This is a genomic window from Bradyrhizobium sp. TM233, assembly GCF_036247965.1.
GTDB lineage: Bacteria > Pseudomonadota > Alphaproteobacteria > Rhizobiales > Xanthobacteraceae > Bradyrhizobium > Bradyrhizobium ottawaense.
Genome location: NZ_BTIG01000019.1, coordinates 1 through 14409 on the forward strand (window position 1 = coordinate 1; position 14409 = coordinate 14409).

12 protein-coding genes and 1 tRNA gene are annotated in these 14409 nt (G+C 63.1%); 8 read left to right on the top strand and 5 right to left on the bottom strand.

Annotated elements, in window-relative coordinates:
- Positions 1 to 21: 21 nt before the first annotated feature.
- Positions 22 to 477: an SRPBCC family protein gene (locus AABA86_RS28400; protein ID WP_212243158.1), complete on the bottom strand. Its 456-nt coding sequence runs from the start codon at positions 475 to 477 to the stop codon at positions 22 to 24.
- Positions 478 to 578: 101 nt separating this feature from the next.
- On the opposite strand from AABA86_RS28400, the gene AABA86_RS28405 reads away from it, so the two are divergent.
- Positions 579 to 1673, top strand: a complete 1095-nt coding sequence (locus tag AABA86_RS28405; RefSeq protein WP_212243156.1) for an adenylate/guanylate cyclase domain-containing protein — start codon at positions 579 to 581, stop codon at positions 1671 to 1673.
- Positions 1674 to 1762: 89 nt separating this feature from the next.
- Here AABA86_RS28405 and AABA86_RS28410 read toward each other — a convergent pair whose 3' ends face one another.
- Genes AABA86_RS28410 through tsaD form a run of 3 tightly spaced genes read right to left on the bottom strand, consistent with a single transcriptional unit; the run spans position 1763 to position 4235 of the window.
- Positions 1763 to 2176 (bottom strand): EVE domain-containing protein, encoded by a 414-nt coding sequence (locus AABA86_RS28410; RefSeq protein WP_212243154.1) that lies wholly within the window; start codon positions 2174 to 2176, stop codon positions 1763 to 1765.
- Between the two features lie 2 nt (positions 2177 to 2178).
- Positions 2179 to 3159, bottom strand: a complete 981-nt coding sequence (locus AABA86_RS28415) for an NAD(P)H-dependent glycerol-3-phosphate dehydrogenase (RefSeq protein ID WP_338309174.1) — start codon at positions 3157 to 3159, stop codon at positions 2179 to 2181.
- 2 nt (positions 3160 to 3161) lie between these two features.
- Positions 3162 to 4235 (bottom strand): tRNA (adenosine(37)-N6)-threonylcarbamoyltransferase complex transferase subunit TsaD, encoded by a 1074-nt coding sequence (gene tsaD / locus AABA86_RS28420; protein ID WP_338309175.1) that lies wholly within the window; start codon positions 4233 to 4235, stop codon positions 3162 to 3164.
- A 150-nt stretch (positions 4236 to 4385) separates the two neighbouring features.
- Between tsaD and AABA86_RS28425 the strand changes: the two genes are divergently transcribed.
- The 6 genes from AABA86_RS28425 to AABA86_RS28450 all read left to right on the top strand — a co-directional run bounded on the left by AABA86_RS28425 (position 4386) and on the right by AABA86_RS28450 (position 12069).
- Positions 4386 to 5132, top strand: a complete 747-nt coding sequence (locus AABA86_RS28425; RefSeq protein ID WP_338309176.1) for a uroporphyrinogen-III synthase — start codon at positions 4386 to 4388, stop codon at positions 5130 to 5132.
- Between the two features lie 65 nt (positions 5133 to 5197).
- Positions 5198 to 6418, top strand: coding sequence for a COG4223 family protein (locus AABA86_RS28430; protein ID WP_338309177.1), 1221 nt, complete (start codon positions 5198 to 5200; stop codon positions 6416 to 6418).
- Between the two features lie 36 nt (positions 6419 to 6454).
- Positions 6455 to 8203 (top strand): heme biosynthesis protein HemY, encoded by a 1749-nt coding sequence (locus AABA86_RS28435; RefSeq protein WP_338309178.1) that lies wholly within the window; start codon positions 6455 to 6457, stop codon positions 8201 to 8203.
- A 100-nt stretch (positions 8204 to 8303) separates the two neighbouring features.
- Positions 8304 to 8379, top strand: a tRNA-Thr gene (locus AABA86_RS28440).
- Positions 8380 to 8708: 329 nt separating this feature from the next.
- A complete protein-coding gene (locus AABA86_RS28445) occupies positions 8709 to 10673 on the top strand; it encodes an N-6 DNA methylase (RefSeq protein WP_338309179.1) in 1965 nt (654 codons plus the stop codon).
- A gap of 7 nt (positions 10674 to 10680) precedes the next feature.
- Positions 10681 to 12069 carry a hypothetical protein gene (locus tag AABA86_RS28450; protein ID WP_338309180.1) on the top strand — a complete coding sequence of 463 codons (1389 nt, stop codon included), beginning with the start codon at positions 10681 to 10683 and terminating at the stop codon, positions 12067 to 12069.
- A 44-nt stretch (positions 12070 to 12113) separates the two neighbouring features.
- Here the strand turns inward: AABA86_RS28450 and AABA86_RS28455 are convergent, their stop codons facing one another.
- Positions 12114 to 12833 carry a DUF2971 domain-containing protein gene (locus AABA86_RS28455; RefSeq protein ID WP_338309181.1) on the bottom strand — a complete coding sequence of 240 codons (720 nt, stop codon included), beginning with the start codon at positions 12831 to 12833 and terminating at the stop codon, positions 12114 to 12116.
- Between the two features lie 207 nt (positions 12834 to 13040).
- On the opposite strand from AABA86_RS28455, the gene AABA86_RS28460 reads away from it, so the two are divergent.
- Positions 13041 to 13967: a hypothetical protein gene (locus AABA86_RS28460; RefSeq protein WP_338309182.1), complete on the top strand. Its 927-nt coding sequence runs from the start codon at positions 13041 to 13043 to the stop codon at positions 13965 to 13967.
- Positions 13968 to 14409 lie beyond the last annotated feature (442 nt).

Below are 14409 nucleotides of genomic sequence, written 5' to 3' on the forward strand. Positions count from 1 at the left end.
CTTTAATGGTTGCTACGAGACCTATGTCTTGTCTGAAACACCCCTGTCCGGACCGGGATCGCCGCCCGCGGCTGCGGTCGTGAGCCGTTCGATATAATGCGCCCACCCCGTTGCGTGCGCGGCCGCCTGCTCGGCGGTCGGCAAGCCACTATGGGTCATGCGCAGCAGCGTGCCGCCGTCGCGTTCGATCAGGTCGATCTCGATCAGGCTCGAGCCGGGCGGCACTTCCTGGCCGCCTTCCCATCCGAACGTGTAGGCCAGACGGTGCACCGGCACGACCTCGCGGAAGGCGCCGCGGGCGACGCCGCCGCGGGGGCCGATGCCCTTGAGCAGATAAAGCCCGCCGGGATGCGGCTCCGTGGTCGCATCGGAGCCCATCCAGCTCAGGATCTTCTCGGGGTCGGTCAGGTAGGCGAAAACGGTGGCGCGTGGTGCGGCGATCTGGGTCTCGCGTCGCACTATGAACGGTTCGGTCATCGGCGATCATCCATTCCCTGACGTTGGGACATGGCGGCGCCGAAGCGGCCCGTCAAGGATTGCCCGTGACAAAGACGGCCCGCCTTCGCCATGATCGAGTCATGCAGTTGTCGCCGACGCTCGCCTGGCTTGTCGATGCCGCCTCGGATAGTTCCGGGGCGGACCGCCTGCTTGCGGAACTCGGCGCCCATCTGGCCGCCGATGGCGTGCCGCTTGCCGCGGGCGCCCTGACGCTGGAGGTGCCGCATCCGCTGATCGCGAAACGGACCTGGTTGTGGCGTGCCGGCAGCGGCCAGGTGATCGAAGCACTCGGCTTCGCGCCGGGCGGATTGGCGCCCGATCCGCCCAACGATGCCGGTCGCCGCTGGCTGCGCGACATCGCGCGCGGCGAGGTGCACGAAGACACCGTCGGACGTCCAGATGGGCCGCAGCTTTGCTGGATCGGGCCGCGTCCGTTCACCGAGGACGACATCGGGCAATTGCGCCAGGCCGCGCGCTTTGCCGCGACGCCCCTCGCCGTGCTCGCCGCGCGCGCCACGTTGCGCGCGACGTTGGATGCTTATCTCGGCAAGCGCAGCGCGGAGCGGGTGCTGGCGGCGCCTCTGCGGCGCGATCTCGGCGAGACCATTCAGGCGGCGCTGCTCTATGCGGATCTGCGCAACTTCACGACGTTGTCGGAAACCTCTCCGCCTGCACAGGTCATCGCCGCGCTGGATGCCTGGTTCGACCGCATCGCTGGCGCTGTCCACGCCTTCGGCGGCGAGGTGCTGAAATTCATCGGCGACGGCGTGCTCGCGATCTTTCCGGTAGTCGAGGCATCGCCCCGCAGCGCGTGCGATGCCGCCCTGCGTGCCGCAGGCGCGGCCGAGGCCGGCATGGTCTATCTCAACAAGGAGCGCGGCGCTCAAGAGTTGCCGCCGCTGGCATTCGGTGCCGCGCTCCATCTGGGCCAGATGCTGTGGGGCAATATCGGCGCCGCCAACCGGCTCGACTTCACGGCGATCGGCCCCGCCGTCAACCTCGCCAGTCGGCTCGAAGGCTTGTGCAAGCCGCTCGGCAGGACCGTGCTGGTGTCGGGTGCGCTTGCCGCGGAAACGGACATGCCGTTGATCTCGCTTGGATCGCATTCGCTGCGCGGCATTGCTGCGCCATGCGAGGTGTTTGCGCTGCCGGAGATGCCGGGTCGGATGTCGTAGCCCGGACGGAGCGAAGCGTGATCCGGGGCGTGCTACATGAAGTCCTTCCCGGATTGCGTTGCGTTCCATCCGGGCTACGGCAGCAACGCCTAAACCCCGCCCATCTTGCAGACGAGCTTCCATTCCTCGGCCGTCACCGGCTGCACCGACAGGCGCGAATATTTCACCAGCGCCATGTCGGCGAGCTTCTTCTCGCCCTTGATCGCGGCCATCGTCACCGGCGTCTTCAACGGCTTGTCGGCCTTGATATCGACGCAGACGAATTTCTCGGTCTTGTCGGTCGGATCGGGATAGGCCTCCTTGATGATCTCCGCGATGCCGACGATCTCCTTGCCCTCGTTGGAATGATAGAAGAACGCCTTGTCGCCCTTCTTCATGGCGACGAGGTTCTGGCGCGCGGTGTAATTGCGCACGCCGGTCCAGGCCTCGCCCTTGGCGCCCTTTTCCACCTGCTGGTCCCAGGACCACACCGACGGTTCGGATTTCACCAGCCAGTACGCCATGCCTATTCCTCTGCCTTGAAGGGGCGCGTCATCAGTGCCGAGATCGCGGCGTCGATCGTGCTCCGGCCGCTCAGGATCGACGCGACAGCTTCTGATACCGGCATCTCGACGTTTTGCGAGGCTGCGAGTTCGATCAGCACCGGCGCGGTGAACTCGCCCTCGGCAAGCTTGCCCGCAGGCGGCTGCTCGCCGCGGCCCAAAGCAAGGCCAAGGGCGAAATTGCGCGATTGCGGGCTCGAGCAGGTCAGGATCAAATCGCCGAGGCCAGACAGGCCGGTGATCGTTTCGCTGCGTGCGCCGAGCGCGCGGCCGAGGCGCGTCAGCTCGGCAAAGCCGCGGGTCGTCAGCGCGGCCTGGGCGGAAGCGCCGAGCTTGCGCCCGACCGCGATGCCGACTGCGATCGCCAGCACGTTCTTGGCCGCGCCGCCGATCTCGATGCCGCGGATGTCCGTGGAATGATAGGGACGAAACGTCGGTGAGCCCAGCGCCTGCACCAGGCTGCTCGCCAGCGCCTCGTCCTTCGCCGCCAGCGTCACCGCCGTCGGCAATCCGCGCGCGACATCGTCGGCAAAGCTCGGGCCCGACAGGATCGCCGGCTGGGCGTGCGGCGCGGCCTCCGCGATCACGTCGGTCATGAATTTGTGAGTGCCGTGCTCGATGCCCTTGGCGCAGGCGACGATCGGCATCGGCCTTGTGAGATGCGAGGCCAGCATGTTGACGGCGCCGCGCAAATGCTGCGCCGGTGTTGCGATCAGCAACATGTCGGCGCGTGCGGTGAGCGCCAGATCGCTGGTCACGACGATCTCCGGCGCGATCTGCACGCCGGGCAGTCGCGGATTATCACGTGTCGAGGCGATCCGCGCGGCATGCTCGGCATTGCGTGCCCAGAGCGTGACGCTCCGTCCCGCCCGCGCCGCCACGGTCGCCAGCGCCGTGCCCCAGGCGCCCGCCCCGATCACCGCGACGGATTGGAACGTGGTCATGGCTAAAATCCCGCCCGGGTCTTGCCGTAGCCGGCCGGCGCCGTTGCGTTGGCATCGAGCAGCCAGCGCGCGCGGGGCTGCGCTTCCATCGTGTCGGTCAGGCCGAGCGCGAGGCGTTCGGCGCCGGCCCAGGCGATCATCGCGCCGTTGTCGGTGCAGAGCGCCGGTGGCGGCATGATCAGTTGCGTCCCGGCTTGCCGTGCGACGTCATCGAGGGCGCCGCGGATCGCCTGATTGGCGGCGACGCCGCCGGCCGCGACCAGGGCGCGCGGCGCGCCGAATTTTTCGCGGAACAGCTTGAGGCCGACGCTCAGCCGGTCGGCGGTCGAATCGAGCACGGCGGCCTGGAAGCTCGCGCAGAGATCGCTGATGTCCTGCGGCGTGATCTCGACCAGCCGGCTCGCTTCACTGCGGACTGCCGTCTTCAATCCCGACAGCGAGAAATTGGCGTCGGGGCGTCCCTGCATCGGCCGCGGAAATGCAAAGCGCGTGGCATCGCCGTCTGCCGCCGCGCGCTCGACCTGCGGGCCGCCGGGATAGGGCAGGCCCAGCATCTTCGCGACCTTGTCGAAGGCCTCGCCGATCGCGTCGTCGACGGTGGTGCCGAGCCGTACATACTGACCGACGCCGGTGACCGCGACGATCTGGGTATGGCCGCCCGAGGCGAGGAACAGGCAATAGGGAAATTCGATTCCGTCCGTGAGGCGCGGCGTCAGCGCATGCGCCTCCAGATGGTTCACCGCGACCAGCGGGGTGTTGTGCACCATCGCGATCGCCTTCGCGGTGGTGAGCCCGACGATGACGCCGCCGATCAAGCCCGGCCCCGCCGCGGCCGCGACGCCGCCCAACTGGGCGAAGCCGACGCCGGCCTCCTGCATCGCGCGCTCGATGATGCCGTCGAGCAGGTCGACATGGGCGCGGGCGGCGATCTCCGGGACCACGCCGCCGAAGCGGGCGTGCTCCTCGATCTGCGACCGCACGATGTTGGACAGGATCCTGCCGCTGCCGTCAGGCGCGCGCTCGACCACCGCCGCGGCTGTCTCGTCGCAGGTTGTTTCGATGCCCAGTACCAGCATTGGCGAATTGTTATCCAATTTGCGCCCTTGCGCTCATCCGCAAAGCAGAGTTCTGGTACGTCCGGTAGCATTCCGGGGCCGGATTGCGCAATCGTCACGCGCAGCCGTCCTCGTCATGCACCACCGCCACGTGGTTCGGGAACACCAGCGATGTCCATTCTTGTCACACGGCCGCATCCCGACAATGAGGCGACGGCGGAAAGTCTGCGCGCGCGGGGGCTTGCGGTGCTGCTTGCGCCGGTGCTCAAGCTCGAGCCGGTCGCCTTCCATGACGAGAGTGAAGCGCCCTACGGTGCCATCCTCGTCACATCGGCCAACGCGATCCGTGCCGTCGCGCCACAATTGCGGGATCTTGGTCTCCTCAAGCTGCCGTTGTTTGCGGTCGGCGAGCATACGGCTGCTGCGGCGCGCGACGCCGGCTTTGCCGAGGTGATCGTCGCCGGGGGCGACGCCGCGTCCTTGCGCGACAAGGTGATGCAGAGCGCACGTGACAAGGTGCTGAAGAAAAAGAGCACGCTGCTGTATCTCGCAGGCGCGGATTTGTCGCGCGACCTCGGCGGCGAGCTTGGTGCGGAGGGGTTTAGCGTGGTCACGCAGACGACCTATCGCATGGCGCCGGTCAAGCATCTGCCGCGCGAGGTCTGCGAGGGCTTTGCCGCTCACGGTGTCGAGGCGGTGCTGCACTACTCCCGGCGCAGCGCCCGGGCGTTCCTGGATGCCGCCAGGGACGAAGGCGTCGAAATCTCGGCGCTGGCCATACCGCAATGCTGCCTGTCCGAGGCCGTTGCCAGCGTGCTGCGCGATGCCGGCGCGTCGCAGGTTCTGGTGGCTGCGACACCGGACGAAAATGCCTTATTTACCACCTTGGAGCGTGCGTTGCGCACCCGTTTGGCGTAAGAGGTCGGGCCGAATCCGACGTAATCGGGGCCGTCCCGAGTATGGAAGTGTGAGGAACCGTCACGATGGCCGACGACAAGCCTGAAGACGCAGGATTGGCTCCTGAGTCCGGCCGTGCCAAGCGCACTCCGCCCACCATCGACCTCGAAGCCACCGAAGTCTCGACCCAGCCGCAGGAAACGGCTGTCGAGCCGGAGGCTCACTCGGAGCCCGAGCAGGCCGCACACGAGCGGACCAGGGTCGAGGAAGCCGAGTCCGGAGAAATCAAGTCCGAGTCGCAGCCTGAACGCGCCGAGGAACGGCCTTCCGTCGCGTCCGCGCCGATTTCGCCCTGGGTTATTGCGCCGTTCTCCGGCGCTGTCGCAGCGGCGGTCGTGATCGCGGTCGGCTGGATGCTGGGCTGGCCCGCCGTACAGGCGCCGCCGGCCGCCCCGCAAGTCACGAGCGCGACGGTCGATGCGCTGAGCGGTCGCGTTGCGGCAGTCGAAGCCAAGGCCGGCAAACCCGCCGCCGATCCCGCCATGGCGGGGCGGATCGACGCGCTGGAGAAATCCGCAAATGCCTTGCGCAGCGACGTCGCCAATCTGCGCGCGCAGTTCGACAAGACCGCGAGCACATTGAACGATGCGAAATCGGCGCCGCGTGCTGCGGCGCCCGACCTCGCCGCTCTGAACGAGCGCATCGCCCAGCTCGAGCGTGCCAGCAAGACCGAACGCGCTGAGCTCGCGCAGCAGGGCGAGAAGATCGCCGATGCGAAGACGATGGACGACAAGCCGCTGCGCCATGTGGTGGCGGCGGCCCTGCTCGACGTCGCCGTTCGTCACGGCGATGCTTACGAGTCGCAATTGGCCGCAGCGCGGGCGATGGCGGCAAAGCCCGATATGCTGAAGCCGCTCGACACCTTTGCCGCGTCGGGCATCCCGACGCCGGTGGCGCTGAGCCGCGAGTTGCTCAACATCGTGCCGAAGCTGTCGCCGCCGGCGGAAGCCCAGGCCAGCGGCACGGGCATCGTCGAGCGTCTCCAGGCAGGAGCGTCAAAGCTCGTCCGCATCGAGCGCACCGACGGGGTCGGCAACGATCGTGGCGCCATCGTCGCGCGGGTGACGGCCGCGGCGCTTCGCAATGATTTCGTGGAAGCGCGGCGCGAGCTCAAGACGCTGGCCGAGGCCGATCGTGCACCGGCACAGGCCTGGCTCGACAAGGCCGATGCCCGCGACGCTGCGCTCGCCGCTTCCCGCAAGTTCGCCGACGATGCCATGGCGGATCTCGTCAAGCCTGCTCAATAAAGCTTCGCGCAACAATCAGCGCGTATAGGGATCGTCATGCTTCGCATCGTCCTCTTCCTTGTCCTGATCGCGCTGGCGGCGGCCGGCGCGGCCTGGGTTGCCGACCAGCCCGGCGATCTCGTCCTGACCGCCGGCGGTTTCCGCGTCTCGACCACGCTTCCCAGATTCGTGTTCCTGCTTGGGCTGTTTGCCGCCGCCGTCGTGCTGGTCTGGAGCATCCTGACCACGATCTGGCGCACGCCGGGGCGTCTGCGCCGCCGCCGCCACGACAAGCGCCACGCGCGGGGCCGCCACGCCATCACCCACGGCCTGCTCGCGATCGGTCATGGTGACACCGCGCTCGCCCGCCGTCACGCCGAGGCGGCGCGGCGGCATGCCCCGAATGATCCGCTCGCGCTGCTCCTGCATGCGCAGTCGGCGCAGCTCGAAGGCAATCGCGACGAGGCGCAGCGCGTCTTCCGCGCCATGGCCGAGCGCGAGGACACGCGCCTGCTCGGCCTGCGCGGCCTGTTCATCGAGGCGCAGCGCGCCGACGATGCGGTCGGCGCCGTGATGATCGCGGAGGAAGCGATCAAGCTGTCGCCGTCCTCGACCTGGGCCTCGCATGCGGTGCTCGGCTTCCGCTGCGCGCGCGGCGACTGGAGCGGCGCGCTCGCGATACTCGATTCGAATTTGTCCGCAGGCCTGATCGACAAGCAGGCCTATCGCCGGCAGCGCGGCGTGTTGCTCACCGCACGCGCGCTGGAATTGGCAACCATGGACCGCGACGTCGCGCGCGAGAGCGTGATGGAGGCGATCAAGCTGGCACCGACGCTGGTGCCGGCGGCGGTGCTCGCCGCGAAATTCGAGAGCGAGGCGCATCAGGTGCGCCGTGCCATGAAGCTGGTCGAAGCCGCCTGGCTCACCAATCCGCATCCGGATCTCGCGGAAGCCTACGCGCATGTGAAGCTCGGCGATTCCGCGCGGCAGCGCCTGCAGCGGGTCGAGACGCTCGCGGCCAAAACGCCTGCCGACAAGACCGGCCATGTCGAGGGCCAGCTCGCGATCGCGCGCGCCGCGATCGACGCCTCCGAGTTCGCCCGCGCGCGCGAGGTGCTGGCGCCCTACGTCAACGATCCGACCCAGCGCGTCGCGCTGCTGATGGCCGAGATCGAGCGCACCGAGCACGGCGATGGCGGCCGCGCTCGCGCCTGGACCCTGCGCGCGGTGCGGGCCCGTCACGATCCGGCCTGGACCGCGGACGGTTATGTCAGTGACCGCTGGCGCCCGGTCTCCCCGGTCACCGGCCGCCTTGATGCGTTCCAGTGGCAGACCCCGGTCGCGAGCCTGCCTTCGGACAAGGGGACCACGATCGAATCCTCGGCCTTCGAGGAGGCCATGCTGGCGGCCCCGCCGCCGAAGCGGGTGACGGTGGCTCCCAGCGAAAGCCAGGCGGAACCGCCCGTGACAGCACCAGCACCAGCACCGGCGCCAGTGCCGGCGGCGCAGGACAATGCGCCCCCAATGGCCAAGGAAGAGCCGGCAGTTGCGACCGCCGAACCGGTCCAGCCGGCCCCTGAGCCCGCCGAATCATCCCCGCCGGCGGCGACACCCGTGTTCCGGAGCCGCGCCGATCTCGGCAAACCCGCGGCCGCGCCGATCCCCGCGGTCATCCCGATCGTCCGGGCCCCCGACGATCCCGGGATCGATGACGAGGGTCCCAGCGATGAATTTACGGAACAAATCGGTACGCCCAAGGCCCAGGCCGGCGGCTGGCGCGGATTCTGGTCCCGCTGGGGCGCGTGAGCCGCATTTCGAACCCGGCTTGTCCTTGCCAATTCGGGCCATGCCCGATATCAGGAGCGCGCGTATCGGGGCCGGCATCGCCTTGGCCCCGGCAGGGTTCGCCGCAATAGCTCAGTTGGTAGAGCACGTCATTCGTAATGACGGGGTCGGGGGTTCGAATCCCTCTTGCGGCACCACTCAACTCTTTGTTTTTGCTTCCAAAAACTGGCTGATGATTCGATGCGACCCTCACTGTAGGGTCTCTGGAACCACCGCGTAACCACAAGGTGGTTGGAAAGGGTGCAAGGCCTCCGTCAGCCAATTTTTTTATGCGAGTACCCCCCACGCTGGGGAATGTCGCCTCTAATACGGAACAGCAAAAGGCGAATTTCCCCGACCCTCGATTGCCGCGCATCGCTTCACGCGCTGCCTTGTGTCAGATGCCTTCAGCGAGCCGCCAGCTTGTAATCTACGGTGCGTCGATTCATGGTCGTCCCTCGATTCTAAAAGTGGGGGACGGGGTCCAATGCCAGCAGCGCCCGAGCGCGTACCAGAGAACAAGGTCGTCGACTTCATCGACGGCAAGACTTTGCGGAACAGGACCCCCGAAGAATACGTTCGTCAAAACATCGCCCGCAGCCTTGTTCACGAATATCGCTATCCCCGAGGTGAGATTCGTGTCGGCGTCACGATCCAAATGGGCTCAGGCAAAAAGCAAGTCGACATTGCAATCTACCAAGAGGGCAAACAGCACCTCCAAGAGAACATCATCGGAATCGTCGAGTGCAAACGCGAAGGAACGCCATCTGAAGACAAGAAAGAGGGCGTCGCTCAACTGAAGTCGTATATGGCGGCTTGTCCCAACTGTCGCTTCGGGCTTTGGACAAATGGAAGTGCGCAACGCCTCTGCTTTGCTCGGGCTGAAGTCAACGGCTCCGTTCTATTTGATACGGTTGTCGACATTCCGACGAAGGGCGAAAAGAAAGCAGATGCCGGTGCTCCGGACAGACGATTGCTGCGTCCAGCCACGGCAGACAATCTCTTATTCGCCTTCCGTCGATGTCACAACTACATCGCGGGAAACACGGGACTACAGAAGCCCGAGGCATTCTGGGAGCTTTTGAAGGTTATTTTCTGCAAGGCCCAGGATGAGCGGAGCGGACATTCACTTGAGTTTTATGTCACTTCAGCCGAACAGAAGACAACGCCCGGCCAGTTGAAGTGCAAGGCTCGGATCGACGCCCTATTCAAAGACGTAAAAAAGGACTTCCCTTCGATATTTCCAGCCAAGGAAGATGTAGCAGTTCCAAAGGAGGTTCTTGCCTACATCGTGGCTCAGCTACAGCCCTACTCGCTGTTGGAGTCGGCCGTCGACGTGAAGGGCATAGCATATGAGGAGATCGTAGGCGCGAACTTGCGTGGCGACAGGGGAGAGTTTTTTACCCCTCGCAACGCCTGCCGGATGGCAGTCGCTATGATCGACCCCAAGCCCGGCCAACGCATCCTCGATCCTTGCTGCGGAACCGGTGGATTTTTGATTACGGCGATGAACGCGATCTTGGAGAAGTTCGATAATCAACGTCGGAAGCTTCGCCGAGATCCGCAAAATCCTCGCGCGGTCGAGCTTCAGGAAGAATTTCGGGCTCGGAACAAGCTGCTCGCTGAGACGATCTCCGGTCTCGACATCAATCCTGGCCTTGTTCGTGCGGCCAAGATGAACATGGTCATGAACAACGATGGATCAGGAGGGCTTGCACAAGCCAACTCACTGGCTGATCCCGCGACATGGAGCGAGGAAGCTCGCTCCGTCGCCCCACTCGGTTCGTTTGATCTGGTCGTAACCAATCCGCCGTTCGGCACGAACATCAAGATTGATGCTCCCGAGGTGCTTAGACAGTATGATCTAGCATCCGCTTGGGATTACGATGAGACCTCGCGCGCCTGGAGCCAGCGGAAGAATGCCGCCGGCGAAGCCGTTCTTCAAAGTAGCCAGCCTCCCGAGATTTTGTTTATCGAAAGGTGCATTCAATTTCTCAAGCCCGGTACGGGCCTGATGGCCATGGTGATTCCCAATGGCATCCTCAACAATGTTTCGCTCGCATATGTACGCCAGTGGATACTCGATCACGCGCAAGTCATTGCGGTGGTCGATATGCAACGAGACCTTTTTCAGCCAAGAAACGATACCCAAACGAGCATGGTTGTCTTGAGACGACTATCCGCGGACGAGGTCGGGCGATCCCCCGACTATCCGATCTTTTTTGCGGTCACCAAGAAGATCGGACATGACAAACGCGGAAACACGGTCTGGCTGCGCGACGAGACCGGCAACGACATTCTCGCGGAGCGTAAGAGCCGCGTGAAAGTCTTCGTTGAGGGCGAGGTCGTCGAGCGCGAGATTGTTGAGAAGGTGCCAGTCGTCGACGACGATTTGGCTAACATTCCCGACGTCTTCCGGAGCTGGATCAAGAAGAACCATATCGGAGTCTGACCGCGCTATGAATGTGACCTCGCGCGACATCGAATTTCAGTCCGTTTCAGTTCTGTCAATCGAGCGGAAGACCTTTCGTCTGGATGCTTCATTCTACCGCGGTGCTTTCGCGGACGCTTCCCGCAGAATTGAGCTAATGCGCACCCGCGCCGTGGCTGAAATCGCGGACGCCTTCGTGCCGGGCCGCACTAAACTCGTCACGACTCGCAGCTCTAAGGCGGGCGCTCCGTATCTTCGGGCGCACGATGCGTTCGACATTCGGCCGCGAAGCGGCAGATTTGTCTCAAAGGCGAGAACGAAGCACTACGACGAACTGCTGCTCAAAGAGGGGATGATTCTAACTCCATCCTCCGGACGCAATCTGGGTCCGGTGGCCTACGTTAATCGATACCTAGCCCGGTTCGCCATGACTGACATCATGAGGATCGTGCCTAAGTCAGCTGATGTGGGATACTATCTACTCGCGTATCTGCTGACCGACACAGCCCAGACGCTCATCAAGCGAGGGCGCTCGGGGACGACTGTTGACCATCTTTCCCCTAACGAAGTTCTGGCTCTGAAATTGCCTTGGCTCGATGAGGATCATCGCCGCTCTATTGCTTCGGAGATGAAGCAGGCCGAAAAAATGATCGATAACGGGCGAGTTGGACTAGACGAAGCAGCGGAAGCCCTGCACGGCGAAGCAGGGCTGAGCATGCTGCCTCCAAGCGGTACTTACCTTTCAAAGGAATGTGGAGACGCCTTCTCTCTCTCGTCCAGCAAGATCGGCTCTCGGCTGGACGCAGCTTCTCACGATCCAACTGTGAGGAAATGCGCCGACTTGATCTCACGCGGTGGAGGGGCTCAGCTTGGCGACGTGGCCGATCTGAAGACACTCGATCGATATATCCGGTACTACGTGGAGCCGCCTAACGGGAGGCCGGTACTATCCGGGCGGCAAATGCTTCAGGCAAGGCCTGTGAATCTGAAGCATATTAGCGATCGATCCTTTAAGGACCCTGACAAGTTCGTCCTGAAGGCCGGCTCAACCATCTTTACGTGCGACGGTCGTAGTGAGGAAGCTCTCGGAGAACCCGCCTACGTTATGCCAATCTGGGACGGCTGGATGGCCAGCGAGCATGTGATGCGTGCGTTTCCAAAGTCGATTGGTCCCGGATATCTTTACCTCTGCCTGTCCTCCCCTTGGGTTCAACTGCAATTGAAGGCCCGTGCCACCGGCAGCGTTATCGACGCTCTTGAACCAGACGAAATCGAGCAGGTTGTCGTGCCGATGCTTCCAGAGAAAAAGCGAGCAGCCTTAGACAGGGAGGTTGTTCGATGTTGGAACGCTATCTCGGAAGGAGTTAGTCGATCAAAGGAGACTGCCAACAGATTCGAACGTCTCTTGCACCCATGACCAAGGGGCCACGCCTAGAACGGCGGAAGTGGGATAGTGTGCCGTCATTTGGGGGAAGTCAGCGTCTTAATCTTGTGGTGGGTGTACCTATAGCCGTTCACACGCATCTCGTAGATTTCGATGTGGCTGCCCGCAACTGCCTCCCTAAGTTTCGACCTGTGCTCATCCGTGATGCGAGTGCCGAGATAAATGCGCTTTATCGCGGTCTTTTCGTTGACTTTTGTAGCGCCAACTAAGCTCAGCAGCCGCCATTCGCGTTCGTACGCCCAATTGAATTTCTTCTGGGAGAGAACCTTTTGGATGGCAGAGGGGATATTGTCCATATCAGCAACCGAGACGAAGGCAGGCTTGTCGTCATAAGCGACCCGGACCAGCCGAGTCTCCCGAGGCAAACTGGCCACAAGTTTTAGCGGACGATACTCGACGCAAATACCGGAGGAGCGGCCGGCATAATGCGTCCACATCAATTCGTTATGTTTAGTGTCACTGAAACTAGCGACGCCTATCCCAGATTTTCCAGCGATGATCTCGTCGACAACCGTCTGCCACCTTGAATGTTTTTTTAGTCGGCGGGTAGGATCGAACAGACCTTCCATGGGGTCATTGAGGTTCTTGAAGTCGGCACACCAAAGGTAGGGCTCCATGATCGCCTTAACCTCGCGATCGAACACGGTGCCGGGACCATAAACCTCGTCATCTGGTCCTGTTAAAGGCCGGTATCGAAATAAAAACTCAGGTAGTATCGGCAGACTCAGCTCAGCCATGCTTCTCTCCAGCGCCCTCAACTCCAATACGGCTCAGCGCCTCAATCATCTACGTCGGCGCTTGCTAGTCATGGCCAGCGAGCCGGGATGACGAGCTGCAATCGAACGCCCAATTGCGGAACTGCAGTATATTCGCTTAGGTTGCGTCAGCTATCGATTTCTCCTGACCTGTAGCCTTTAATGATGGCACCCCTAACGATTGCGAAGATGTCCCTCGCTGCGAATGCGGTGATAGAGGATGTGTTGCTTCATGGCTCACAGGGAATGCGGACGGTCCCCCGGACGGAGGTCGGTCTCGTCGCCGCAGTTGTTCTGGGTGGCGTCAATCGGATCGCTGCGGATTGGGCGCCGATCCTCTCTAAATCTAAGATGTTGTTGAATTTGACTGGCGTGTTCTGTCATGCGGCGCCGCTGGTGGGATTTCGGCCTACCGGAAGGAACGTGCAAACGTGTGAGTTGGCTGATCTGCTGATTGTCGTGGACTTCACCGATAGCGGCAAGACCAAGCGCTTCGCCACCCTGGTTCAAGCGAAGATGGCTTCGAAGGCGCGGCGCGTCAGTCTGAAGGGATCATCGAGCACACGCCAGTTGGAATTGTATCAGGCTTGGCCTCAGTTTAGCTTCGCCGATCCTGTGTACGGTACCGATCAGTATCTCCTCGCGACAACAGCTGGAGCGCAATCCGGTACATTTGGCGTCATTGATCGCCACTTCAAGAAGACACAGGCCGCTCCGCCAATCTGGACGCAACACCAAGCGCGGCCTACGCCGAGCAAGGTCGCAAATGAACCGATGCTCGGCACGTTTATCGCCGAAATGGCGGGAGGAGGAGCGCACGGCCGCAGAGCTTGGCCCGGCGGGCAAGACGACTGGAGCAGGGTCGTCGACCTGCTACTCAGTGTAACGTACAAAAAAGTCTTCCGGCATAGCCCAACCTTAGGTCCGGCCAGCCCTCTTCGAGGCAATACCGCGTTGGCTTGCTTCTTAGTCGCCGGCGATACTGCACCGGCGTCTGGTCGGAGAAGAGGAGGTGATTGGCAGCCACCATTCGATGGCTTTGAATACGTTGATAGCCCGACCCCTGGGGGGATCAGTCTCGTTCACGTCCAGATAGGTCGATTTGAGCCCAGCTAAATTGGCGATCGTCTGCTCTTTGCATAAAGAGTCGAACTACTTCCCCCATTTTCTCCAGAAGTGCCCAATTTGTAGGATTCTTCCTCGGAAAGAACTGGGGCGGGAAATTCCGAATTGACAGGGCGGGCATTCACCGCAACTACTTCCGGTCAGGGGGCAGTCGCAGTGATGCACGATATCCTGGTTGTCGGGCTCTTCGTATCGATGTGCGGAGCCATCGGCCTGCCGTTCTCCCTGCTTCTGCCGTCGCAACGTTTTGCCGTCCGCTGGGCGCTCGCGCCGCCGCTCGGCTTCGGCCTGCTCGCGGCCGCAACCGCCATCCTGTATCTGTCCGGCGTTGCGCCATGGGTCACGCTGCTGGCGATGGCGGCCGCCGGTCTCGTCATTGCAGCCGCAATGATGGTTCGGGTCGGACAGTGGCGGCGGAGGATATCAGCCGGAG

Coding starts and splice junctions, on each gene's coding strand:
- AABA86_RS28450 (WP_338309180.1), top strand. CDS start 10,681: ATGAATGTGACCTCGCGCGACATCGAATTTCAGTCCGTTTCAGTTCTG.
- AABA86_RS28400 (WP_212243158.1), bottom strand. CDS start 477: ATGACCGAACCGTTCATAGTGCGACGCGAGACCCAGATCGCCGCACCA.
- AABA86_RS28415 (WP_338309174.1), bottom strand. CDS start 3,159: ATGACCACGTTCCAATCCGTCGCGGTGATCGGGGCGGGCGCCTGGGGC.
- AABA86_RS28430 (WP_338309177.1), top strand. CDS start 5,198: ATGGCCGACGACAAGCCTGAAGACGCAGGATTGGCTCCTGAGTCCGGC.
- AABA86_RS28435 (WP_338309178.1), top strand. CDS start 6,455: ATGCTTCGCATCGTCCTCTTCCTTGTCCTGATCGCGCTGGCGGCGGCC.
- tsaD (WP_338309175.1), bottom strand. CDS start 4,235: ATGCTGGTACTGGGCATCGAAACAACCTGCGACGAGACAGCCGCGGCG.
- AABA86_RS28445 (WP_338309179.1), top strand. CDS start 8,709: ATGCCAGCAGCGCCCGAGCGCGTACCAGAGAACAAGGTCGTCGACTTC.
- AABA86_RS28425 (WP_338309176.1), top strand. CDS start 4,386: ATGTCCATTCTTGTCACACGGCCGCATCCCGACAATGAGGCGACGGCG.
- AABA86_RS28410 (WP_212243154.1), bottom strand. CDS start 2,176: ATGGCGTACTGGCTGGTGAAATCCGAACCGTCGGTGTGGTCCTGGGAC.
- AABA86_RS28460 (WP_338309182.1), top strand. CDS start 13,041: ATGTCCCTCGCTGCGAATGCGGTGATAGAGGATGTGTTGCTTCATGGC.
- AABA86_RS28405 (WP_212243156.1), top strand. CDS start 579: ATGCAGTTGTCGCCGACGCTCGCCTGGCTTGTCGATGCCGCCTCGGAT.
- AABA86_RS28455 (WP_338309181.1), bottom strand. CDS start 12,833: ATGGCTGAGCTGAGTCTGCCGATACTACCTGAGTTTTTATTTCGATAC.